The organism is Blautia sp. HCN-20427 (assembly GCF_037890365.1).
Classification (GTDB): domain Bacteria; phylum Bacillota; class Clostridia; order Lachnospirales; family Lachnospiraceae; genus Blautia.
Genome location: NZ_JBBKBX010000009.1, coordinates 1 through 23,764 on the forward strand (window position 1 = coordinate 1; position 23,764 = coordinate 23,764).

Consider the following 23,764-nt stretch of genomic DNA (forward strand, 5'->3'; position numbering starts at 1 on the left):
TAGACAGTTCAACAAAACCACCCTGCATTCACCCAGCAAGGTGGTTTTCTCATCTTCAGTCCCTATCTCTTATCCCGCAAAAGTACATCATGCGCCCCGCCTTCTACAATACTGGTAGCGGAAACCAGTGTGATTTTTGCCTTTTCCTGCAATTCCGGTATGGTCAGCGCCCCGCAGTTGCACATGGTAGAGCGCACTTTGCTGAGCGTCAGCCCCACATTGTCCTTCAAACTTCCCGCATAGGGCACCAGCGAATCCACCCCTTCCTCAAAGGACAGCTTCTTATCTCCTCCCATATCATACCGCTGCCAGTTTCTGGCTCTTGCACTTCCCTCACCCCAGTACTCTTTCATATAGCTTCCGTTAATGTTCACCTTTTTCGTAGGACTTTCATCAAATCTGGCAAAATATCTTCCCAGCATAATGAAATCCGCCCCCATAGCCAGTGCAAGGGTAATGTGGTAATCATGGACAATACCGCCGTCCGAGCAAATCGGCACATAGATTCCCGTCTCCTTATAATATGCATCCCTGGCTTTGGCTACATCAATGAGGGCGGTAGCCTGTCCTCTTCCGATTCCCTTCTGCTCACGGGTAATACAGATAGCGCCGCCGCCGATACCTACCTTTACAAAATCTGCTCCGGCCTCTGCCAGAAAACGGAAACCTTCTCCGTCTACGACATTTCCGGCACCTACTTTTACTGTATCTCCGTAGTTTTCCCGGATATAGTCTATGGTCAGCTTCTGCCACTCCGAAAAGCCTTCGGAGCTGTCAATACACAGCGCATCTGCCCCGGCTTCCAAAAGCGCCGGAACCCGTTCCCGGTAATCCCTGGTGTTAATTCCCGCACCCACCATGTACCGCTTGGAACTGTCAATCAATTCATTCTCGTTTTTCTTGTGGGTATCATAATCTTTTCGGAATACCAGATACACCAGTTCCTGATTTTTATTTACCAGAGGCAGACAGTTAATTTTATGCTCCCAGATTATGTCATTGGCCGCTTTTAAGGTGGTCTCCTCTCCTGCATATACCAGACTTTCCAGCTTTGTCATAAATTCTGACACTTTTGTATCCGGCGACATTCTGCTGATACGGTAGTCCTTATTCGTTACAATCCCCAGCAGCTTTCCGTTTGCCTGACCGTTTTCTGTAACCGCTACAGTAGAATGTCCGGTTTTCTCTGTAATATCCAACACGTTCTGCAGCGTCATTTCCGGAGATACATTGGAGTCACTCACCACAAAACCGGCCCGGTAGCGTTTCACTTTCCGAATCATCTCTGCCTGCTTTTCTATGGGCTGGGAACCATAGATAAAGGACATACCGCCCTCCTGGGCCAATGCAATAGCCAGATTATCATCCGAAACAGACTGCATAATGGCAGATACCATAGGAATGTTAACGGACAATGCCGGTTCTTCCCCTTTTTTAAACTTTATCAGAGGTGTTTTCAGGCTTACCTTTGACGGAATGCAGGCTGATGAAGAGTATCCCGGTACCAGAAGATACTCGCTAAAGGTTCTTGACGGTTCTTCATAATAAAATGCCATAGTTCTTCCTCCTTGGCTTCTCACTGTAAATTTTCTTTATTTTACCACAAAATGCACAAAAAGAAAAACAGGAAAAAGAACTTTTCTGTTAAATATTCTTTCAACGACTCTTATGACAGACGCGTAATCAATTCCGGCAGTTCTGCCAGATTGCGAATCACATAATCTGCCCCGGCCTCCCGATAGATTCTTTCCACTTTCGCACACTGCATAATCTTCTCTTCTTTGGAAAATTTTTCGTATTCTTCTTCTGTCAGACCCATCTCTGAACTGCCTTCCAGAACACCTACAGAAAGCACGCCGGCATGTTTTCCCTCTTTGATATCGGATACCGTATCTCCCACCTTCACGACACCTGCCGCAGAACTGCACTTTAACACTTCCATATTTTTAAATATCATAAAGGGATATGGACGTCCCGCATGCCCCACAGAGTCCGGGCTGAACCAGGCATCCGGTTCATATCCCGCATTTTTCGCTTCTCTTGTGACAATTTCCATCATCTTATCCGTGTATCCGGTGGTCGAACCGATTTTCACTCCCATTTCCCGAAGTTTTTTCACCGTTTCCAGCACATATGGCTTGGGTTCTGCAAATTGGTCCAGAATCCCCAGAAGTTTTTCCTCAAAAAGTCCATAAAGGCTGTCAATGTCTTCTTCTGTCACTTCATGCCCGTATTTTTCCAACCAAAGCCTGTGAATTCGTTCCATGGAAAGCATGGTTTTAATGTGATCTCTTTTCAGCATTCCCATGGGTTTCCGCACTTCCTCCATAGTCGGTTCAATACCGAAGTGTTTAAAGACTTCCACAAAAGCCTGCACCGGTGCAAAACATCCAAAGTCTACCGTAGTTCCTGCCCAGTCAAAAATTACCGCTTCTATTTTTCCCATTTTATCTGCCCTCCAGAAAGTCTTTCATAATGCTGCATACTTTTTCAATATCCTCTTCGTAAATTTCCCCGATATTTCCAATGCGGAAAGTATCTGCCTCTGTGACCTTTCCCGGATAAATAGCATAACCTCTCTCTTTGATATACTCGTACATCTCCTGAAAAGCAAAAGCGTGATTCTTCGGATACAAAAAAGTAGTAATAATCGGTCCCTGATGTTCGTCTTCAATATAAGTTTCCATGCCCATTTCTTTCATGCGCTGAATCAGCAGCCGGTTGTTGTCAGAATACCGTTTGCTTCTGGCTGCGATTCCACCCTCTTCCAGAATTTCATCTAAGGCTTTTGAGAAAGCCAGCACCACATGGGTAGGGGAGGTAAATCTCCACTTTCCATCCTTATTCATAGTTTTCCACTGATCATACAAATCCAGAGAAAGACTTCTGGCTTTGCCCTCACTTTCTATTAACTTCTGCTTGCGGGCAATGATAAAGGAGAATCCCGGTACGCCCTGAATACACTTGTTGGCGCTGCTCACCAGAAAATCAATGCCCCAGTCTTGAACCGGAATATCCACACCGCCAAAACTGCTCATGGCATCTACAATAAACGTACGTCCCTTTTCTTTCACAACCTTTCCCACTGCTTCAATATCGTTCAGAATCCCGGAGGTCGTTTCACTGTGTACCATGGAAACATGGGTAATATCCGGGTCTTTTTCCAGAATTTCCGCTATTTTTGCAGCGCTTGGAATCTTATTATATACCTCGCGGTACATCACATAGGAAATCTGAGCATGCTCAGCGATATCTTCCATACGCTCTCCATAGGCGCCATTTGCCACAATCAGCAGTTTCTCCTGCTCACCCATAACACTGGTAAGCACAGACTCCACACCAAAAGTTCCGCTTCCCTGCATCAATACCACGGTGTAGTCCTCATCTGTCACATGAGCCAGCTCCAGAAGCTGTCTTCTGATTTTCAGGGTAATGGCTTTATAATCATCATCCCAGGTACAATGGTCAAACATCATTTCTTTTCTCACAGTTTCTGTGGTGGTCAGCGGTCCCGGTGTTAATAATTTATAATTTTTCATGATTCTTTTTCTCCTTTTATCTCTTTCTATATCCTTTTTTATTTACATCTTTCTGATAATTTCTGATGTTGTTCCAACAGGTCCACAGTCAATGGCTCCGGAAATACTTTCGGGTAGGCCGATTGATTTGCGGCGTCCTGAACTTCTCCCTCATATACGGCAAGGGGATAGGTTTTCTGCAGTTTAGTTCTGCCTTTTTCGATTATGCACTGTGCCATTTCCATAGCCAGTTTCTTTCTCGGTGTTTCTCTGTCCAAAACAGCCACCGATTCCGTGAGAGAAAAGTTTCCCTCTTGCGGGTCTACATAGTCCACCGGCAGCCCTTCTTCCTTGTCTGCCACAGCCTGATGACGCAGGCCAAATCCCACCGCCACTTCTCCTGCCCGGACTTTCTTAAGGGGGCCGGAACCGGAATCTTCTATGTGCGGTCCTGCATTTTCGTAAATTTTTGTCAGCACTTCTTCGGCGCCGTCTTCTCCATAGGCATCTACCAAAGCCTGTACCATAAGCCAGGCCGTAGAAGAGGAGGATAAATCGGTTACAGAAATCATATCCCGGTACACAGGGTCTGCTAAATCTTTCAGAGAGTTTGGCATGGAAAGACCTGCCTCCTGCAGCACCCGGGTATTGATAAGAATAGCGCCCTCCTGGGCGGTAATGGGCTGACACCAGGCAGAAACGTCCGACAATGTCTGTTTCCCAAAATCCAGGTCAGAAAACATATGGTGCTGTTCCTGGGCGCTGTCAATGTAAAAGGTACTCATGGTAATCATATCTGCTTCCATATTTTCTCCTTCTGCCAGCAGTTTTCCTCCCAGTTCGGAAGTACCAAAAGACTGCAGAATGTATTTTCCCTGATATCCGTTTTCGTCCAGGGTATTTTTCATAGCCGTAATGGCCTCATCATCCGCATTGGAATAAATCACAACCAGGTCGCTGTTTCTGCCCCCGCTTACCAAAGATACTCCGGAAAATACCAGCACCAGGGCCAGTCCTGCTGCTGCCGCTCTTCTGGCAATGCGGACTCCTGCTTTATCCGTCTTCCGCTCCCGTCTGGCCAGATGTTGGAATATAAGCTTGCACACCAGATTGGTAGCCAGCAGCAATATGGACAATACAAAAATTTCATTGTATTTGTTATAATACTACAGCTGCTTGATTTTCGTGGTAATCACCATGGTTCTGGCCCCTGCCAGGAAAATCACAGCACTGATGGTTACCATTGCATTGATAAAATAATAGCTGAACACCTCAATAATGGTGGAAAGAGCATTGGGCGTCACAATCCGCACAATGGTTTTCAGCCAGTTGTCTCCCATAAGCATGGCAGTAGTTTCCCAGGAGGCATTCATCTTTGCCAGGGATTCCTTCATCATAAGATACGGAGTTGAAAAAAAATGAATCACATTGCACAGTACCAGAATCGCAAAAGTGCTCTGCAGTCCGGTTCCCGAAAAGGCAAAGAGAAAGGCAAGACCAAGCACCATTCCCGGAATGGTATTCGTCACCAGCGCAATTCCCTCAATGACATTTTTCAGCGCCCTGGACACCTTGCTTCTGGCTGTCACCAGAGCACTTCCATATGCAGTCAGCGTTCCAAACACTGCGGTAAAAAAAGCGGTGTAAAGAGAATTCAGATACACGTTCAAAAGTTCAGAATCTCCAAACACATTTTTTACATTCTCCAGAGTAAATCCCAATTCATAAGGCCACTGCTTTACAAAAGGCACTACAAAAATAACGAGGAAAATCATCAAAACCCCCAGACAGATAAAACTGCCCAGACCTGCGCAAACGATATCTCTGCCCCTGTTTTTCCGGATTTCAATATTGGAAATCTTGTTGTAGCGCACATTATATTTCTCCAGGTAATGAAGAAGGGCAATGCTGACAACAGAAGGAATGAGCATTACCACTGCAACCACTGCGCCGTTATGAAAATTGGGTACACTTCCCAACATCCGGTCATAAAGTACGCCGGCCAGCACCTCAAATTCCCCTCCTACAGCCGCAGGAATACCAAAATCCGTAAAGCTTAAGAAAAAAGACTGTACAAAAGAGGCTGCCAGCGTTCCCAACAGAGGCCGGATAATGGTTATCCAGAATGTAGACAGGGCATTATCCCCCATAACTCTGGAAACTACCATATATTTCTTGTCAATATAGGACATGGCATTATACAGCAGCATAAAGGACACAGGCAGAGTGTAAATCACATACCCCAGAAGAAGACCATTCATGCCGTAAATCTGGAAAAGCTGTTTTCCAAAAATTTTTGTCAAAAGCCCTTCTTTTCCAAAGGAATACAAAATCGCAAAACCATAAGTAATGGTGGGCAGCAGCATAGGAAGTACCGCTGCTGCACGGAGAAACTTTTTCAGCTTTTTTGGCACATTGGTATAGTGAATGGTATAGGCCAGCAAAAAAGCAATGGCCGTGGTACAAAGAGCTGCCAGAGAGGCCACCAGAAAACTGTTCCCCAGGGCTGTCAGAAATCCCTTTGAGCCAAATACTTCTCTGTAAAAGGCAGTGGTAACTCCGGAATCTCCCAGAAAAGATTTTCCCAGAAGCCGGAAAACGGGAAGCACCAGGAAGGCCCCGAAAAGCAGTATTACCGCTGCAAATATCAGTTTAATCTCTCGGTCTTTTGTTTTCTTCATCTCTGTCTTTCCCCTGACCTAACATGCTACGCTGGTCTTATCGGAGGAAAGTTCCCGGTATCCGAACAGACTGTAAATGTTGTTTCTCTTGATTTCCAGCTGATTGAGAATAAACTGTCGGATAAAATCGTCTTTTGGATTGTGTACAATCTCATCCGGCGTTCCGAACTGGGCAATTCCTCCCTTGTTTAAAATCAGCACTTTATCGGAAATTGTCAGTGCTTCCTCCGGGTCATGCGTAACAATAATGGTAGTCAGCTGATACTCTCTTGCAATTTTCTTAATCCGTTCTTTAATGGATTCTTTAATCACACCGTCCAGTGCACTTAAAGGCTCGTCTAAAAGCAGAATTTTCGGTTTCATAACCATGGTTCTGGCCAGTGCCACTCTCTGCTTCTGACCGCCGGAAAGCTGCTCGATTTTCTTTGTCAGATGTTCTCTTAACCCCAGCAGGTCAATAAGTTCCTCCACTTCCTGTCTGGTGGAAATATCCGGCTTATTCCGCAGCCCATAAGTAATGTTCCTGTACACATTCAGATTTGGAAAAAGGGCATAATCCTGAAAGACAATGTTAAATCCTCTTTTTTCCATAGGTACTCTGGTAATGTCTTCTCCCTGAAAGAGCATTGTTCCACTGTCCGGTTCCGTAATTCCCAGAATCATATTTAAAAGAGTGGTTTTTCCGCAGCCGGAAGGTCCCAAAATAGAAACAATTTCTCCTTTTTCAATACTCAGATTCATATCATTTAAAATTGTCACACCATCGTAAGATTTCTTAATGTTCACTAATTCTAACATACTACTTTTTTCCTTTCCGCGACTGTCTGCGCTCTGTTTTAAAACTCACCGCCATTATAAACATGTTGTTCTGACAAAAACTATCAAGAAAAAGTCAAAGTTTTGTAAAGAAAAGATAAAATCAGGACAGAAAAAACGGAAAAACTCTGTAGAAATTCTACAAAATTTTTCCGTCTTATTTATCTGTAGGCCCGATCACTTATCTTCTTACTGTTTTTATCCAGAAGTCCTGCGAATCTTGTATAATCACAGACCAGAATTCCCATATACAACATATCCACCACAGCCAGCTGTGTCGTCCTGGAAAAAATGGCGTCTCCGTAAAAAAACTGCTTCTGACTGGAGCAAAGCACATAGTCTGCATATTTGCTTAAAGGAGAGTCCCGGAAATTGGTCAGGGCAATGGTAACTGCCCCCTGCTTTTTTGCTGCTTTTAACGTATCTACGGTATCTCTGGAACTGCCGCTGTAAGAAATCCCCACCGCTGCGTCTGTAGGTTTTAAATTTTCTGCACTGATACGCTGCAGATAAGTATCTGTGAAACACCTGCAGTTCAATCCCAGATATGTCAGCTTGGTACACAAATCACTGCATACTGTATGAGAGTTTTCCACACCGTACACCTCGATTTTTTCTGCCTGAAGCAGACTATCCACTGCTTTTTCATAAGCGTCTGCAGACAAAGATTTCAGATTTTCCTCCAACATGGCGATTACGGCAGCTGTAATTCCGGCCGGGATATTTCTCCTTTCCTCTTCCCTTGCCACCTCATATCCGTACATGGCATGAGGAATCGTACTCCCTCTGCCTGCCGGGCTTTGTGCCAGCAGACAGTGCTGAAATTCCTTATACCCTTTAAACCCCAATGCCTTTGCAAAGCGCACTACTGTGGGCTGACTAACCCCTGCCTTTTGAGCCAGGCAGGACAAGCCCATTCCTGCTGCCGCCTCCGGATTTTCCAATATATAATCTGCAGCCTTCTTCTCTGATGCCCGCAGGGACGCATAGTTTGCTTCTATTAAAAAACTCATGGATTCTTTTTGGTACACGTTCTTTCCTCCCTGTAGAAATTCTACATTTTTTTGACTATAAAAAAATTTTTTTCTGTTTTTCTCTTTTTTCTATTGTACACGAAATCACCCTTTTGCTATGTTAAATCTTGGTAAAATCCATTCTTTTCTGCTGTTTTCACGCAGATTTCCTTTCTTATCTCGCTTTATCTCTTTAAAAAAGCAGTTGACAGACGTGTTTTTCTGTGTATACTATAATGTCATAAAGCAAGGGCGCTTTGGAGAAATCCAGAGCGCCCCATTTTTATTTGAGGAGGAATGTATTATGAACACAGGTGACACAGGTTTTATGATTCTATCCGCTGCATTGGTCTTCTTTATGACACCGGGTCTTGCCTTTTTCTACGGCGGACTGGTCCGAAGGAAAAATGTGTGCAGTACCATGATGGCTTGTACTTCTATTATGGGACTTTCTGTTGTGATGTGGGTGCTCTTTGGATATTCGCTTTCCTTTGGCGGAAACCATTTGGGTATTATCGGAGATTTCCGCTGGCTGGCTTTCCGCCATGTGGGAATGGACGCCGGACCATATGCAGACACCATTCCCCATTTGGTCTTTGCTGCTTTTCAAATGATGTTTGCCATGATTACCCCTGCCTTAATCACAGGTTCTCTGGTCGGGCGCATGAAATTTAAAGCACTGTTTTTCTTTATGGCTTTCTGGTCTGTGCTGGTATACTATCCCCTGGCTCATATGGTCTGGGGCAGTGGAGGAATTTTGGCAAAGCTTGGCTCTGTAGACTTTGCAGGAGGCAATGTGGTACATATCAGTTCCGGAGTCAGCGCCCTTGTACTCTCCATTCTCCTTGGCAGGCGCCGCGGATACGAACACACCACTTACCGGGTACACAATGTGCCCTTTGTCCTTCTGGGCGCTTCTATTCTCTGGTTCGGCTGGTTTGGGTTCAATGCCGGAAGCGCGCTGGGAGCCAATGGTCTTTCCGCACATGCATTTATGACTTCGGCCCTGTCATCTGCCTGCGCCATGCTGACCTGGATGCTTATAGAAGTGATTCGAGAAAGAAAGCCTACACTGGTAGGCGCTTCTACAGGTCTGGTTATCGGGTTGGTTGCCATTACTCCAGGCGCCGGCTTTGTTCCCATCTGGTCTGCCTTTCTCATTGGCGGTTTGGTCAGCCCCATCTGTTACTTTGGCGTAGCTCTGGTAAAGAAAAAACTGAAAATTGACGATGCTTTGGATGCCTTTGGATGCCACGGTATCGGCGGTATCTGGGGCGGCCTTGCCACTGGTTTGTTCGGCCAGAGTTCCATTAACAGCACAGCCCAATGGGACGGCTTGTTTTTCGGTGATACCAGACTCTTTCTGGCACAACTTGCAGGTATTTTCATTACGATTATCATTGCAGTTATTGGCACACTTGTCTGTGCGGGAATCATAAGAATCTTTACGGAACTTCGCGTTTCTGTACGGGACGAACAGCTTGGGCTTGATATTTCCCAGCATGGAGAAAGTGCATATCCGACCTTTACAGGTCTTGACCAATAAGGAGGAGGAAACGTATGTTAATAAAAGTAGAAGCCATTATACGGGAAGAACAGTTTGAAGACGTGAAACAGGCGTTGCAGGAAATCGGAGTCAACGGCATGACTGTTTCCCAGGTTATGGGCTGCGGGGCTCAGTGGGGTTACACCCAATATGTCCGCGGCATGGAAGTGGATATTCAGATGGTACCTAAAATCAAATTTGAAATTGTGGTATCTTCTGAAGAATGGGAAACAAAAACCATACAAGCCATACAAAAAGCTGCCTTCACCGGGCAGGTGGGCGATGGAAAGATTTTCAGCTACGAAATCCGCATGGCACAGAAAATCCGAACCAAAGAAACCGGGTATGACGCTCTGCAGTCTGACAATTAAAAAAATGCCCCATGAAAGATTTTTTCTTCTTTCATGGGGCCGCTTTTTATTTTCAGACTACCTGATGCTTGGCAATATAAACCGGGAAGGTCTCTGCCCCCCGCACTTCTTTTCCTGCAGTAAGTTTCACATTTTTATCGGAAATCACATACTCTGCTTTCACACCATCTTCTACAACCGTATCCTGCATGAGCACACAGTTTTTCACCACAGCGCCTTTTCCAATTCTGACTCCTCTAAAGAGGATGCTGTTTTCTACTTCCCCTTCAATCACACAGCCGTCTGCCGCCATTATATTGCTGGCCTTGGAGCCATTGATGTAACGGGTTGGATTGTCGTCACGAATCTTGGTGTAAATCGGGTCTCCTGCAAAAAGACCATCCAGATTTTTCTCATCCAGCAGCTTCATATTTTCCCGGAAATAACTCTGCATATCGCAAATACGCGCTTTATAGCCGCAAAATTCATAGGCCTGCACATGCATTTTATCCAGATGCTGGGCCAAAATATCCCGCTCAAAGTAAGAGTATCCTCTGGCAAAAGCAATTTCAAAAAGTTTCACCAGAAATTCTCTTTCCATAATATAGATATTCATAGCCAGTTTTTGTACCCCGGGCTCTTTGGAATTAATATGGATTTTTCTTACTCTTCCGTCTGCGTCTACATTTAAGGTGTAATACATACCGTCTGTAGCTATACGGGGTTTTAAAAATCCCTGGGGAATTTCTTCCTCTGCGTAAACCATGGTGATGTCTGCATGATTGTCTGCGTGCTCGTCCATCAGGGCTTTAAAGTCAAAGTTCACTGCAATATTGCTATCCGACATAACCACATATTTTTCTTTCTGTCTTCTGAGATAATCCAGAAGATTAGCTATAGCCTCCACACGTCCGGTATAAAGCTTCACACCGTTTTCTGCAAAAGGAGGAACAATATTCAAACCGCCGTTTTTCCTGGTCAAATCCCATTCTCTTCCGGACCCCAGATGATCCATGAGAGAAAGATAATTCTGACGGACCGCAATGGAAATATTGCCGATACCGCTGTTTACCATACTTGACAAAATAAAGTCCACCATCCGATAACGTCCTGCAAAAGGAATGGAGGCCATCAGTCTTTTCCCGACCAGTTCGGGAACCAGTGTATCATAACTGTTTGGGAAAATGATTCCCAAAGCATCTGCATTTGAATTTACCATTGTTCTTCACCGTCCTTTACGACATGCTCGACCATGGCACATGGCCCGATTTTGGCATTGTTTCCAATGTGGATGCCGGGGCCTACGGTAGCAACGCCCTTCTCTTTTTCTGAAGGCATGCCTCCTACCACTGCTTTTTCCCCTATCACTGCTTTTTCTGCAACAATACAATGTTTTACAACCGCACCGGCTTGAATTACCGTACCGCCCATAACCACGGCGTCTTCTACCACAGCGCCCTCTTCCACGCGCACGCCTGCAAACAGAACGGAGTGTTTTACATGACCTTTGATACGGCAGCCGTCTGTAATCATAGAATTTTCCACTACAGCCTCTGCACTGATACGGTGTCCGGTCATACCGCTGTTGCGGCTGTAGATTTTCCAGTCATCGTCAAATAAGTTGATGCCGCTGTGCTCCGGGTCCAGTACCTCCATATTGGCTTCCCAAAGTGAAGAAATGGTACCTACATCTTTCCAGTAACCGTCAAAATGATAGGCATACATTTTTCTTTTGTCGCGAAGCAGATTGGGAATAATGTTGTTTCCAAAGTCATTTTCGGAGTCCGGATCTGCCTTGTCTTCTTCCAGATATTTTCTCAAAATGTCCCAATTAAAGATATAAATCCCCATAGAAGCCAGATTAGACTTGGGATTTTTGGGTTTTTCCTGGAATTCTGTAATTCGGTCATCTTCATCTGCAACCATTAAACCGAAACGGGAGGCATCTTCCCACGGCACTTCCATAACAGCCACACTGAACTCAGCCCCTTTTTCTTTATGGAATCTGAGGAAGTCGCTGTAATCCTGTTTGCAAATCTGGTCTCCGGATAAAATAATGACGTACTGCGGGTCGTATCTCTCAATAAAAGATAAATTCTGGTAAATCGCATTTGCGGTTCCCTTATACCAGTCTGAACCGGACGCCTGCTGATACGGCGGCAGTACATGAACGCCTCCGTGAAGCCGGTCCAAATCCCACGGCTGGCCGTTTCCGATATATTCGTTCAATACCAAAGGCTGGTACTGGGTCAGAATTCCTACAGTATCAATCCCTGAATTAATACAGTTGGACAGCGGAAAGTCAATAATTCTGTATTTTCCGCCAAAAGGAACTGCCGGTTTTGCCAGCTTCTTTGTCAGTGCATACAAACGTGAACCCTGACCGCCTGCCAGCAGCATTGCAATCATTTCTTTTGCCATTTTAATTCCCCCTAGTATGTATTCGATGTCTCAATTATACCACACTTTTACCAATATCAATGTAAAATTTTGCATTTTTTTGTCAACTTTTAGCAAAAAAACTGCTGCCCAGATGGTGTTTTCCCTTGGGGCAGCAGTTTTTTCTGCATGTTCGTGTTGAATTGTTCTATTTTTCAAAAAGAATCGCTCTGGCTTCATAAGGTTTTAACATACCGTCCTTATGATACTCGTAATTGGAAATCAGTTCTTTTCCTTCCTCTGCTCTGTCGAACAAATCACAGGAAACTTCCTCTCCGCTGAAGTTACATGCCACAACCAGACGCTGGCTGCCCAGATTTCTGGCATAAGCATAAATATTTTCATCCTCTTCCAAAAGACCTTCGAAAATACCGTCAATAATAATCTCATAATTTTTACGCAGTTTTATCAGCTTCTGGTAATAGTAGTAAATGCTGTTTTTGTCCTCCACAGCTGCTTCTGCATTAATCTGCAGATAGTTTGGATTTACCCTAATCCATGGCTCCCCTGTGGTAAAACCTGCATGAGCGCTGGTATTCCACTGCATGGGAGTTCTGGCATTATCACGGCTGACTGCTTTTAATGCACTCATCATTTCTTCCGGATTCATCAGACCGTTTTCTGTAAATTCTTTATAGGTATTGATACTTTCAATATCCCGGTAATCTTCCATCTTGTCAAAGTAAGCATTGGTCATGCCGATTTCCTCACCCTGGTAAATGTAAGGTGTTCCTTTCAGCATGTGCAGACAGGTTGCCAGCATCTTGGCGGAAAGCTCTCTGTACATGGGGCCGTCGTTTCCGAAACGGGATACGGCTCTTGGCTGGTCATGGTTGTCCCAATACAGGCTGTTCCATGCTTTTCCTTCCAGCTGGGTCTGCCATTTATTTAAAATACTTCTCAGTCTTTTCAATTCAAATCTCTTGTCTGTCCATTTTCCGTGCTCAGCGGTTGGAGCGTCTACGTGCTCAAACTGGAAAACCATATTCAGCTCACTGCCGTCCAGGTTGGCATATTTTTTCGCTTCCTCTACGGTTACGCCTGCCGCCTCACCGACTGTAATCAAATCAAATTTGGACAATACCTTTTGATTCATTTCCTGCAGGTATTCATGGACACGAGGACCATTGCACACATAGGGGCTGTTATCTCCGTACAGACCATTATGTACAATACCGTCCGGGTATGCAGGGTCTTTGGAAATCATACTGATAACATCCATGCGGAAGCCATCCACTCCTTTCTCGCACCACCAGGTCATCATGTCAAAAACTTCCTTGCGCACCTTCTCATTTTCCCAGTTCAAATCCGGCTGTTTTTTGGAGAAACAGTGCAGATAATACATCTCTGTTTCCTCATCGTATTCCCAGGCAGAACCGCCGAAGCAAGCTCCCCAGTTGTTGGGTTCTTTACCGTCTTTCGGGTCTTTCCAGATATAGTAATCCCGGTAAGGATTGTCCTTTGACTTGCGGCTTTCCACAAACCAGCGATGCTCATCGGAAGTGTGGTTTACAACCAAATCCATTACCAGCTTCAGGCCTCTTTTATGCATTTCCTCCAGCATACGGTCAAAGTCTTCCATGGTTCCGAATTCCTGCATAATTGCCTGATAATCCGAAATATCGTATCCATTGTCATCATTGGGGGACTGGTATACCGGAGAGAGCCAGATGACATCGACTCCCAGATCTTTTAAATAATCCAGATGTGCGGTAATTCCGTTAATATCTCCAATTCCGTCCCCGTTGCTGTCTGCAAAACTTCTGGGGTAAATCTGATAAATAACACTTTTTTTCCACCATGCTTTTTCCACGTTTATTTCCTCTTTCCTCTGCGTTTTCTTATTTGTTACCTATAGTATACGAAAAGGCTTTTCCTTCTTCTTGCAATATGTTATTCTATATTTGTACTATATTCACTTTTTATTGTAAATTATATGGGTTTTTCAAGGAGAATCAGAACTGATTATGAATAAAATTAACTTTCGGGAAGAGGAACGCCACGGCACCCCCTATTTTCCCTTCCAGGCTTTTTCCCAAAAAGACACCTGCGGACAGTATTTTGCTCCCTATCACTGGCATGATGAAGTAGAATTTCTCTATGTGACAGAAGGAAGTCTGCTTCTCCACACAGAAACCGATACCCATCCGTTGAAAGCCGGCCATGTATACTTTATCAATCCCGGCACCGTACACGGCATTTTTGGGGACAGTCCGATTTCCCACCACTATGCACTTTTGTTCCCTCTGGAATTTTTAAGCTTTGCCAGATACGACATTTGTCAGAATGAATTTTTATCCCCCGTTCTTTCCGGCAAGCTGCAGTTTCCTCTGGGCGACAAACTTCCTGCCTCCTGCACATCTGCTCTCGGACAATATATGGAGAAAGCCGCTCTTGCTTCCTGGGACACGGACTCTCTCTCCGGGCCTTTATCTGTAAAAATTGCCCTGCTTCAAATATTGGAAACGCTGTTTTCTTATGAGGCTTTTCTGGCAAAATCCCCTGCTGCCTACGAGCAGGAAGATTTTGTCCGCTACTCCCTGAAACCTGTTTTTTCCTATATAGAGGGTCATTACATGGAAAAAATCACTCTGGAGCAGCTTTCTCTTCTCTTACATATGAATAAAAATTATTTCTGCAAATTTTTTAAAGAAAAGGTGGGCAAAACGCCCTTTTCCTATTTGAATGAGTACCGCATCAACCAGGCGGCTGCCCTGCTTTTAAAGAGCAGCCTGCCGGTTACAGAAATTGCCTTAAACACTGGGTTTGAAAATATCAGCTACTTTATCCGGCAGTTTAAACATTACCGGGGCTGTACTCCCTCTGCTTTCCGCAGCATGAAAACGCCGAAGGCTATGCCTATCTTATAGGGAACACTTTTCCAATACTTTTGTGATCTGGTCACAGAAAAAAGCAGTGCTAAAAGAAGTGATTGAGCCTGTGATTACCCAGATTCCTCTCCGCAGGCTGGGACAGCCTGTAAAACCACCTATTTCCTCACTAATTTACAGATAGTCTCACAGTGTACGGTCTGACAAAACTGATCCACACAGCACACCTTCTCCACCCGGTAGCCCCGTCCCAGAAACATCTCCAAGTCCCTTGCCAGACTGGTGGGCTTACAGGAAATATAAACCAGTTTATCCACCCCATAATCAATAATTTTAGGCAGCGCCTTTGGATGAATCCCGTCCCTTGGCGGATCCAGTACAATAAAATCCGGTCTCTCTTCTATCTCATCCAGCACCTTCAGCACATCCCCTGCAAGAAACCGGCAGTTTTCAATCCCGTTTCGCTTTGCATTTTCTTTTGCTGCTACAACGGCCTCTTCCACAATTTCCACTCCGATGACTTCCTTTGCCACAGAAGCCAGAATCTGGGAAATGGTTCCCGTGCCGCTGTAAAGGTCAAACACCGTCATATCCTTTGTATTTCCAATGTATTCCCTGGCCGTCTCATAGAGCACCTCTGCCCCATAAGAATTGGGCTGGAAAAAAGAAAACGGCGTAATCTTAAACTTCAGTCCCAGAATTTCCTCATAAAAATAATCTTTTCCGTAAAGAATCCTGGTTTCATCACTTTTCACCACATCGGAGAGAGCATCATTGACAATATGCAGAAATCCCACGATTTCGCCTTCCAATTTCAGATTCAAAAGCCTTTCTTTCAGCTCTCCAAAGTCTGTCTGCTCCTGACTGGTTGTCACCAGATTCACCAGAATCTCTCCTGTGGTATTCCCTCTTCTCAAAAGCAAATGCCGCAGGAATCCCGTATGCTGCATTTTGTGATAATATGCATATCCCTGTTCCCTGCAGTATTCCAGCACACAGGTGAGAATTTTTGTCATATCCTCATGCACCAGCTTACAGTCACAGGCATTTAATACATCATAAGTACTTCCTTTTTTATGAAGTCCCAGAGAAAGCGGTCCGTCCTTATATTCATCGCCGAAAGAAAACTCCATTTTATTGCGGTAAGCAAATTCCTGGGGACTTCCCTTGATTCCCTCAAATGTATAGTCCGCATTTCCGTGCTCGTCAACCTGTCCGCTCTGTATCACCGCCGTATCTATGAGTTTTTTTATCTGCTCAGCCTTCATCTGCAGCTGATGCTCATAAGACATGGTCTGATACATACAGCCGCCGCAGGCCGGAAAAATACTGCATACCGGTTCTCTGGTTTCCAGAGGTGATTTTTCCAGTACTTCCAGGAGCCTTCCCTCCAGGCGGGTGCCTTTCTTTTTATTAATCTGAAATCGTATCTTCTGTCCCGGCATACCATTTTTGACAATTACGGTTCTGTCCCCTATCTGCACCCTTCCTTTATTTGGAAAATCCACTTTCTCGATAATTCCCTCGTATATTTCGCCTTTCTTCACACTGCTCTCCTTTTCACTCTTATTCTGCTTTACAGAAAAAGAAACTCCGGTTCCCCGAAGTTCCTATTCCCTTTAAGTCTTTACTTTTCCTCGTCGTCCTCGTCTTCAAAGTAGTCGTCGAAGTCATCGTCGAAATCCTCTTCAAAATCTTCCAGATAATCCGGAGTAAAGAAACGGTAAACAGCATATGCGATTCCGGCAACGGCTGCAACTGCACCGATAATCGCCAGTACCCACAATACGGTATTTTTATTTTTTTCTTCCTCTTTTTTCTGCAATGCGGTAATTAAATCCTCAATACGATTCATAGTCTGCACCTTCCTCTCTGCTGAAATTGTCTGTAACGCATTTCTGAAATTATATTATTCTGAACTTTATTTCTGTAGATATTATACCACCGTACTTTGAATTTTACTATCCCTTCTTGAAATTTTCAAGATATTTTCACAATCACTGCACTTTTTTTAATTTTGCAAAAGAAGCAAACATCTTTTTGATTCCCGCTTTGTCAAAGTTCACCGTAACTTCGTAATCCCGGCCGCCTTCTGTAATGGCCGTTACCACACCCACGCCGAACTTCATGTGCTTCACCGTGTCACCTACGCCGTAATCCAGACCGGAAGCCTTCTTTACTTCAAACTGTTTCGGCACAAAAGCCGGCTGTTTAAAGGCCTCCTTCATCTGCCGGTAACTGGTGGGAAGAGGAATTTCTTTCAATTTTTTCTCCTCAAAATTTCTGCCAAGTTCCACCAGGTCTCTGGGGATTTCCTTAATAAAGCGAGATACCTTATTATACTGGGTTTCTCCACGAATCATACGCTGTTGGGCGCAGGTCAGTGTCAAATCCTTCATGGCTCTGGTAATTCCCACATAACACAGGCGTCGTTCTTCCTCGATTTCCGTAGGATCATCTGCGGTAATGGTCATATAGCTTGGAAAAATTCCATCCTCCATACCAGCCAGATACACATAAGGAAATTCCAGACCTTTGGCGCTGTGAAGGGTCATCAGAAGCACCTGATTGTCATCGCCGTCCACGGAATCAATATCCGCTACCAGAGCAACTTCTTCCAGAAAACCGGAAAGCGTAGGCTCTTCGTTTTCCTCTTCATATGTAACGACTTTGGTAATCAACTCGTCAATGTTTTCAATTCTGGCCTCTGCTTCTTCCGTTCCCTCTGCCCGCAGTTCTTCCACATAACCGGTATTTTCAATAATATCTTTCAAAAGTTCTGAGGGAGAGAGGTACTCCAGCTTGCTTCTCAGTGTCTGAATAAACGTGACAAATGGCTCTACTTTAGACGCAGCTCTTCCAAGAGACGGAATCTGGTCTGCTTCCCGCAGAGCATCATAGAAACTCATGCCCCTCTCTGCGGCATAATCCTGCACACGGCCAAGGGTGGTCGCGCCAATTCCCCTTTTTGGCACATTAATAATTCTCCGTACCGCCAAATCATCTCTTGCATTATCCACCGTCTTTAAATAGGCCAGCAAGTCCTTGATTTCCTTTCTGGCATAGAAGTTCACGCCTCCTACCAATTTATAAGGAATATTGGCCATAAGGAATTTTTCTTCAAACAGACGGGACTGGGCATTGGTTCTGTAGAGAATGGCAAAATCCCGGTACTCCCCGTCATGCTCACGCACTTTTTTGCTGATATCCCCCACAATGTATTCTGCCTCTTCATGAGCGTTCATAAACTGGCGGAAATGCAGTTTTTCTCCTTCTGCATTTTCCGTCCAGAGAGATTTTCTCTTTCTTTCCATATTATTCTGAATCACCTGATTCGCTGCATTCAAAATGTTCTGGGTAGAACGATAATTCTGTTCCAGGCGAACCACCTTTGCATCCGGGAAAACTTTCTCAAATCCCAAAATATTTCCGATGTTGGCGCCGCGGAACTTGTAAATAGACTGGTCGTCATCTCCCACCACGCAGAGATTACGGTATTTATCTGCCAGAAGGCTGACAAACTTAAACTGGGCGGTATTGGTATCCTGATACTCATCCACCATAATATACTGAAACCGGTCCTGGAAATATTCCAGTACATCCGGGCAGGCGCGGAAAAGCTCCACTGTTTTCACAATCAAATCATCAAAATCCAGAGCATTGTTCTTTTTCAGTTCTTTCTGGTATTCCTTGTAAGCCAGGGCAATCTTCCGCTTGGAAAAATCGGACATCACGTTGATTTCGTACTCCTCCGGGCTGATGAGCTCGTCCTTGGCCGAAGAAATCGCAGCCAGAATTGCTCTTTCCTTGTACACCTTGGTATCAATATCCAGGCGCTTGCAAATATCTTTCATCAGCGTTTTCTGGTCATCGGTATCATAAATCGTAAAATTGGTGTCGTATCCCAGACGGTCAATAAACCGGCGCAGCATTCTCACACAACTGGAGTGAAACGTGGAAACCCAGATGCTTTCAGAGCCAAATCCCACAATCTTATCCACACGTTCCCGCATTTCTCCTGCTGCCTTGTTGGTAAAGGTAATGGCCATAATATTCCAGGGATTCACACCCTTTTCTTCTATTAAATATGCGATTCTGTGGGTCAGCACCCTGGTCTTTCCCGAACCGGCGCCAGCCAGAATCAGAACCGGTCCTTCTGTATGAAAAACAGCAGTCTGCTGTTCGTGATTTAATGTATCGTAAATACTCATGGTTTGTTCTCCTCCATATGTAAATCAAAACATTTGTTCCTACAATATATCATATTCAGCTGAAACAGGCAACCTTTTGCCGCAAAAGAAAAGAGCTCCCGTATCTTTTTCCCTCTGATACAGAAGCCCGTTTTCTCTATTCTTATCTGTAAATAATATCTTCTCTTCCCGGTCCATTGGAAACCATAGTAATCGGGAATCCCAGTTTTTCTTCCACAAATTCCACATATTTGCGGCAATTCTCCGGCAAATCTTCATACTTCTTAATGCCGCGGATATCACATTTCCATCCGGGCAGCACTTCCAGTACCGGTTTTGCCTTTTCCAGAAGATGTGTTGTTGGAAATTCTGTTGTCACTTCACCGTCAATTTCATAACCTACACATACCGGAATTTCATCTAAATATCCCAATACGTCCAGCACGGTAAAGGCTACATCCGTAGTTCCCTGGATACGGCAGCCATATTTGGAAGCCACACAGTCAAACCATCCCATACGTCTCGGACGTCCTGTAGTCGCACCGTACTCTCCGCCGTCGCCGCCTCTGCGTCTCAACTCATCTGCATCTTCACCGAAAATTTCGGATACAAATGCACCTGCACCTACTGCGCTGGAGTATGCTTTGCAAACCGTAATAATTTTTTTAATTTCATATGGCGGAACTCCTGCTCCTACTGCACCGTAAGCAGCCAGTGTAGAAGAAGAGGTAACCATTGGATAAATACCATGGTCAGGATCTTTTAAGGAACCTAACTGACCTTCCAGAAGGATTTCCTTTCCTTCTTTTAAGGCATTCCACAAGAGCAGCGAAACGTCACATACATAAGGTGCAATCATCTCTTTATACTGCATTAATTCTTCCATAATGTCATCTGCAGTCAACAGCGGTTTGTGATACAAATGCTCTAATAAAACATTTTTCTTATCACAGATATTTTGCACTTTTTCTCTCAGTGCCGCTTCGTCTTCAAACAGCTCGCTGACCTGGAATCCGATTTTTGCAAATTTATCTGAATAGAACGGGGCAATTCCTGATTTTGTAGAACCAAAGGATTTGCCTGCCAGACGTTCTTCTTCGTATTCATCAAATTTAATATGATAAGACATTACCATCTGTGCACGGTCAGAAACCTTAATGTCCGGAGTGGGAACACCTTTTTCCACAATAGACTGTATCTCTTTAAACAGTACCGGAATATTAAGAGCCACACCGTTTCCGATAATACTTGTAGTATGGTCATTAAAAACACCGGAAGGAAGTGTGTGAAGTGCAAATTTACCGTAGTTATTTACAATGGTATGCCCTGCGTTGGCACCACCCTGAAACCGCACAACAATATCTGCGTCCTGCGCCAGCATATCTGTAATTTTGCCTTTGCCTTCGTCTCCCCAGTTTGCCCCTACTACTGCTTTTACCATCTTTTATTCCTCCTGTAAGATTGAACTCATTTCAATTACTACAGTATCATACACCATTTTTTTTCAGAAATAAAGTAAAATTTGAAAAAATCATCTTCTTCTGAAAAGAATAAACAGAACCGCACTGATTCCCATAAGAATCGGATAAAACAGATATGGCATAATCTGCACCGGTGACAGACCTGCCAGACTGGCTGCTGTAAGAAGCTGCGCTCCGTAAGGAATCATTCCCTGTCCCACAGAGGCAAAAATATCCAAAAGAGAGGCGCTTCTTCTCGGTGATACATCAAATTCCTCACTGATTTCCTTGGCAATCGGTCCTGCCATAACAATCGCCACCGTATTATTTGCAGTACAGCAGTCTACCAGAAAAACCAACAGGGAAATTCCAAATTCTCCGCCTCTTGCCCCTTTGATATTTTTCTTAATCAGATTCAGAATAAACTCGATACCGCCATATTCCTTCACCAGGGCCACAATGGCTGCTACAATGATGGAAATTACGGTAATGTCATACATACTGGTAACGCCTTCGCCCATCTTCTGGAACATTTCTCCCAGAGCAAAAGCACCGGTTCCTACTCCTACAATGGCTGCCAGCACAGTTCCTACAATCAGTACCACAAAAACATTAATTCCAATCAAAGCACCTATCAGAACGACCAGATACGGAACCACTTTAATAAACTGGTATTCCAAATCTTTGTCCATATTTCCCGCATTTCCTCCTGCCAGGAAAAAGAAAATCACTGCAGTAATGACAGCAGCCGGAAGGACAATCAGAAAATTTTCCTTAAATTTATCCTTCATTTCACATCCCTGGGTTCTCACAGCCGCAATGGTGGTATCGGAAATCATGGAAAGATTGTCTCCGAACATGGCGCCGCACACAATAGCGCCCATGCAGACAGGCAGAGAAATTCCCGTCTTTTCTGCAATTCCCACTCCAATGGGAGCCATGGCTGTAATGGTTCCCACAGAAGTTCCCATGGAAATCGAAATAAAACAGCCGATAATAAACAGACCCATGACAGCAATGGATGCCGGCATAATGGACAGTCCCAGATTTACCGTGCTCTCCACTCCTCCTGCAGCCTTAATGGTGCCGGAAAAAGCGCCTGCGGCCAGGAAAATCAAGCACATGGTTACAATATTCTCCTCTCCGATGCCTTTGGAGATAATGGTCATTTTGTCCGCAAAACGCACACGGCGATTCTGCATAAACGCTACCATTAAGGCTATGAGAAAACCTACAATGGCCGGCATGGTATAAAAATCCCGGGACAAAACCCCTGCTCCGATAAAAATCACCAGAAATACCCCGATAGGCAAAAGCGCCAGGGCATTTCCGTTCTTCTTTTGATTCATAAAATGATATGCTCCTTTCTATAACAGAAAAAGAGGCTGCCGCACTCCTTTTGCTCTGATTTTCATGCAGCAACCTCTTCTCTTGTGTTCTTCGTTATACGTTTCTTTATACGTTAATCTCTGCTGTCATTCCAAGAAGTTCCTTATTTGCTTCCAGTACGGGATTTACTACCTTGTTCAGGAAGTTGTCTACCTGTACGGCTGCTCTTCCTGTATATTTTGCAGGATCCATAGTCTTCTGAAGATCTTCCAGGCTCATATTGAATGCAGGATCCGCTGCAATCAGTTCCAGAAGATTGTTATCCTTTCCTTCCACCTTCACGTTTCTTCCTGCTTCCATGGAAAGTTCACGGATTCTTTCATGAAGTTCCTGACGGTCGCCGCCTGCTTTTACAGCGTCCATCATAATATTTTCTGTAGCCATAAACGGCAGTTCGCTTCTCAGACGTTTTTCGATAACTTTTGGATATACTACCAGTCCGTCTACGACGTTTAAGCACAAATCCAGAATACCGTCAATAGCCAGAAAGCCTTCCGGAACAGAGAGACGTTTGTTTGCAGAATCGTCCAGAGTTCTCTCAAACCACTGTGTTGCGGAAGTAATAGCGGGATTTAAAGCATCCACCATAACGAAGCGTGACAAAGAGGCAATTCTTTCACTTCTCATCGGGTTTCTCTTATAAGCCATGGCAGAAGAACCAATCTGGCTCTTTTCAAAAGGCTCTTCTACTTCTTTCAAATGCTGCAGAAGACGAATGTCATTAGAGAATTTATGTGCGCTGACTGCAATTCCTGCCAGGACATTTAAAACTCTTGTATCTACTTTTCTGGAGTAAGTCTGTCCCGAAACCGGATAACATTCTTTGAATCCCATTTTTTCTGCAATCATCGGGTCAATTTTATCAATGGTGTCCTGGTCTCCGTCAAAAAGCTCCAGAAAACTTGCCTGTGTTCCTGTCGTTCCTTTTGAACCTAACAGCTTCATGGTGCTGAGTACAAATTCCAAATCTTCCAAGTCCAGAAGGAATTCCTGCATCCAAAGGGTCGCTCTTTTCCCTACCGTAGTGGGCTGTGCCGGCTGGAAATGGGTAAATGCCAGAGTTGGCAGCGCTTTATGCGCATCTGCGAATTTTGCCAGTTCCGCAATCACATTGACTAATTTCCTGCGCACCAGCTTCAGCGCTTCTGTCATCACAATAATATCTGTATTGTCTCCTACATAGCAGCTGGTAGCGCCCAGGTGGATGATACCTTTCGCTTTTGGACACTGTACACCATATGCGTATACATGGGACATCACATCGTGGCGAACCTGTTTTTCTCTTTCTTTTGCCACTTCATAGTTAATATCCTCTGCATGAGCTTTCAATTCGTCAATCTGTTCCTGTGTAATGGGCAGTCCCAGTTCTTTTTCGGTCTCTGCCAGAGCAATCCACAGCTTTCTCCAGGTACGGAATTTCATATCAGGAGAAAAAATATACTGCATTTCTCTGCTTGCATAACGCTCGGATAATGGACTTACATATCTGTCTGTACTCATATTCATTTACCTCTCTGTTCTCTTTCATATA

At 44.5% G+C, this 23,764-nt stretch carries 17 protein-coding genes and 1 pseudogene; 3 read left to right on the forward strand and 15 right to left on the reverse strand.

Annotated features, from left to right (window positions below):
- Positions 1-62: 62 nt before the first annotated feature.
- From WKT17_RS07140 to WKT17_RS07170, 6 genes and pseudogenes are all read right to left on the reverse strand, one after another.
- Entirely contained in the window at positions 63-1,556 is a 1,494-nt protein-coding gene (locus tag WKT17_RS07140; RefSeq protein WP_173747112.1) for an IMP dehydrogenase, read from the reverse strand.
- 110 nt (positions 1,557-1,666) lie between these two features.
- Positions 1,667-2,446: a phosphonoacetaldehyde hydrolase gene (gene phnX, locus WKT17_RS07145; RefSeq protein WP_173747111.1), complete on the reverse strand. Its 780-nt coding sequence runs from the start codon at positions 2,444-2,446 to the stop codon at positions 1,667-1,669.
- Position 2,447: 1 nt separating this feature from the next.
- Entirely contained in the window at positions 2,448-3,539 is a 1,092-nt protein-coding gene (locus tag WKT17_RS07150) for a 2-aminoethylphosphonate--pyruvate transaminase (RefSeq protein ID WP_173747110.1), read from the reverse strand.
- A 38-nt stretch (positions 3,540-3,577) separates the two neighbouring features.
- Positions 3,578-6,199 (reverse strand): annotated as a pseudogene (locus WKT17_RS16315) (ABC transporter permease subunit).
- An 18-nt stretch (positions 6,200-6,217) separates the two neighbouring features.
- The gene (locus tag WKT17_RS07165) at positions 6,218-6,997 is read right to left on the reverse strand and encodes an ABC transporter ATP-binding protein (RefSeq protein ID WP_173747108.1); all 780 of its coding nucleotides are present in this window, start codon (positions 6,995-6,997) and stop codon (positions 6,218-6,220) included.
- A gap of 179 nt (positions 6,998-7,176) precedes the next feature.
- Positions 7,177-8,046 carry a MurR/RpiR family transcriptional regulator gene (locus WKT17_RS07170; protein ID WP_294541892.1) on the reverse strand — a complete coding sequence of 290 codons (870 nt, stop codon included), beginning with the start codon at positions 8,044-8,046 and terminating at the stop codon, positions 7,177-7,179.
- A gap of 286 nt (positions 8,047-8,332) precedes the next feature.
- Between WKT17_RS07170 and WKT17_RS07175 the strand changes: the two genes are divergently transcribed.
- Together WKT17_RS07175 and WKT17_RS07180 are read left to right on the forward strand one after the other, a co-directional pair.
- Positions 8,333-9,574, forward strand: a complete 1,242-nt coding sequence (locus WKT17_RS07175; protein WP_330027196.1) for an ammonium transporter — start codon at positions 8,333-8,335, stop codon at positions 9,572-9,574.
- A 14-nt stretch (positions 9,575-9,588) separates the two neighbouring features.
- Positions 9,589-9,945, forward strand: a complete 357-nt coding sequence (locus WKT17_RS07180; protein ID WP_173747105.1) for a P-II family nitrogen regulator — start codon at positions 9,589-9,591, stop codon at positions 9,943-9,945.
- Between the two features lie 52 nt (positions 9,946-9,997).
- On the opposite strand, the gene glgD is transcribed toward WKT17_RS07180, so the two are convergent.
- The 3 genes from glgD to WKT17_RS07195 all read right to left on the reverse strand — a co-directional run bounded on the left by glgD (position 9,998) and on the right by WKT17_RS07195 (position 14,176).
- Entirely contained in the window at positions 9,998-11,143 is a 1,146-nt protein-coding gene (gene glgD, locus WKT17_RS07185; RefSeq protein ID WP_173747104.1) for a glucose-1-phosphate adenylyltransferase subunit GlgD, read from the reverse strand.
- Positions 11,137-12,345, reverse strand: a complete 1,209-nt coding sequence (locus WKT17_RS07190; RefSeq protein ID WP_340272138.1) for a glucose-1-phosphate adenylyltransferase — start codon at positions 12,343-12,345, stop codon at positions 11,137-11,139. Before WKT17_RS07190 ends, glgD begins: the two co-directional genes overlap by 7 nt.
- A 166-nt stretch (positions 12,346-12,511) precedes the next feature.
- Complete coding sequence (locus tag WKT17_RS07195; RefSeq protein ID WP_173747102.1) at positions 12,512-14,176, reverse strand: glycoside hydrolase family 13 protein; 1,665 nt, start codon at positions 14,174-14,176, stop codon at positions 12,512-12,514.
- Between the two features lie 154 nt (positions 14,177-14,330).
- Between WKT17_RS07195 and WKT17_RS07200 the strand changes: the two genes are divergently transcribed.
- A complete protein-coding gene (locus WKT17_RS07200) occupies positions 14,331-15,233 on the forward strand; it encodes an AraC family transcriptional regulator (protein ID WP_173747101.1) in 903 nt (300 codons plus the stop codon).
- A 119-nt stretch (positions 15,234-15,352) separates the two neighbouring features.
- On the opposite strand, the gene rlmD is transcribed toward WKT17_RS07200, so the two are convergent.
- The 6 genes from rlmD to purB form a co-directional block, all read right to left on the reverse strand.
- Complete coding sequence (gene rlmD / locus WKT17_RS07205) at positions 15,353-16,741, reverse strand: 23S rRNA (uracil(1939)-C(5))-methyltransferase RlmD (protein WP_294459203.1); 1,389 nt, start codon at positions 16,739-16,741, stop codon at positions 15,353-15,355.
- A gap of 80 nt (positions 16,742-16,821) precedes the next feature.
- The gene (locus WKT17_RS07210; protein WP_173748588.1) at positions 16,822-17,049 is read right to left on the reverse strand and encodes a hypothetical protein; all 228 of its coding nucleotides are present in this window, start codon (positions 17,047-17,049) and stop codon (positions 16,822-16,824) included.
- A gap of 142 nt (positions 17,050-17,191) precedes the next feature.
- Positions 17,192-19,405 carry a DNA helicase PcrA gene (gene pcrA / locus WKT17_RS07215; RefSeq protein ID WP_173748590.1) on the reverse strand — a complete coding sequence of 738 codons (2,214 nt, stop codon included), beginning with the start codon at positions 19,403-19,405 and terminating at the stop codon, positions 17,192-17,194.
- A 142-nt stretch (positions 19,406-19,547) separates the two neighbouring features.
- On the reverse strand, positions 19,548-20,825 hold the full coding sequence (locus WKT17_RS07220) for an adenylosuccinate synthase (RefSeq protein WP_173748592.1): 1,278 nt from the start codon (positions 20,823-20,825) through the stop codon (positions 19,548-19,550).
- Between the two features lie 90 nt (positions 20,826-20,915).
- Entirely contained in the window at positions 20,916-22,193 is a 1,278-nt protein-coding gene (locus tag WKT17_RS07225) for a Na+/H+ antiporter NhaC family protein (protein WP_173748594.1), read from the reverse strand.
- Between the two features lie 106 nt (positions 22,194-22,299).
- On the reverse strand, positions 22,300-23,733 hold the full coding sequence (gene purB / locus WKT17_RS07230; RefSeq protein WP_340272147.1) for an adenylosuccinate lyase: 1,434 nt from the start codon (positions 23,731-23,733) through the stop codon (positions 22,300-22,302).
- Between the last annotated feature and the right edge of the window lie 31 nt (positions 23,734-23,764).

Coding starts and splice junctions, on each gene's coding strand:
- WKT17_RS07140 (WP_173747112.1), bottom strand. CDS start 1,556: ATGGCATTTTATTATGAAGAACCGTCAAGAACCTTTAGCGAGTATCTT.
- phnX (WP_173747111.1), bottom strand. CDS start 2,446: ATGGGAAAAATAGAAGCGGTAATTTTTGACTGGGCAGGAACTACGGTA.
- WKT17_RS07150 (WP_173747110.1), bottom strand. CDS start 3,539: ATGAAAAATTATAAATTATTAACACCGGGACCGCTGACCACCACAGAA.
- WKT17_RS07165 (WP_173747108.1), bottom strand. CDS start 6,997: ATGTTAGAATTAGTGAACATTAAGAAATCTTACGATGGTGTGACAATT.
- WKT17_RS07175 (WP_330027196.1), top strand. CDS start 8,333: ATGAACACAGGTGACACAGGTTTTATGATTCTATCCGCTGCATTGGTC.
- WKT17_RS07180 (WP_173747105.1), top strand. CDS start 9,589: ATGTTAATAAAAGTAGAAGCCATTATACGGGAAGAACAGTTTGAAGAC.
- glgD (WP_173747104.1), bottom strand. CDS start 11,143: ATGGTAAATTCAAATGCAGATGCTTTGGGAATCATTTTCCCAAACAGT.
- WKT17_RS07190 (WP_340272138.1), bottom strand. CDS start 12,345: ATGGCAAAAGAAATGATTGCAATGCTGCTGGCAGGCGGTCAGGGTTCA.
- WKT17_RS07200 (WP_173747101.1), top strand. CDS start 14,331: ATGAATAAAATTAACTTTCGGGAAGAGGAACGCCACGGCACCCCCTAT.
- WKT17_RS07210 (WP_173748588.1), bottom strand. CDS start 17,049: ATGAATCGTATTGAGGATTTAATTACCGCATTGCAGAAAAAAGAGGAA.
- pcrA (WP_173748590.1), bottom strand. CDS start 19,405: ATGAGTATTTACGATACATTAAATCACGAACAGCAGACTGCTGTTTTT.
- WKT17_RS07220 (WP_173748592.1), bottom strand. CDS start 20,825: ATGGTAAAAGCAGTAGTAGGGGCAAACTGGGGAGACGAAGGCAAAGGC.
- WKT17_RS07225 (WP_173748594.1), bottom strand. CDS start 22,193: ATGAATCAAAAGAAGAACGGAAATGCCCTGGCGCTTTTGCCTATCGGG.
- purB (WP_340272147.1), bottom strand. CDS start 23,733: ATGAGTACAGACAGATATGTAAGTCCATTATCCGAGCGTTATGCAAGC.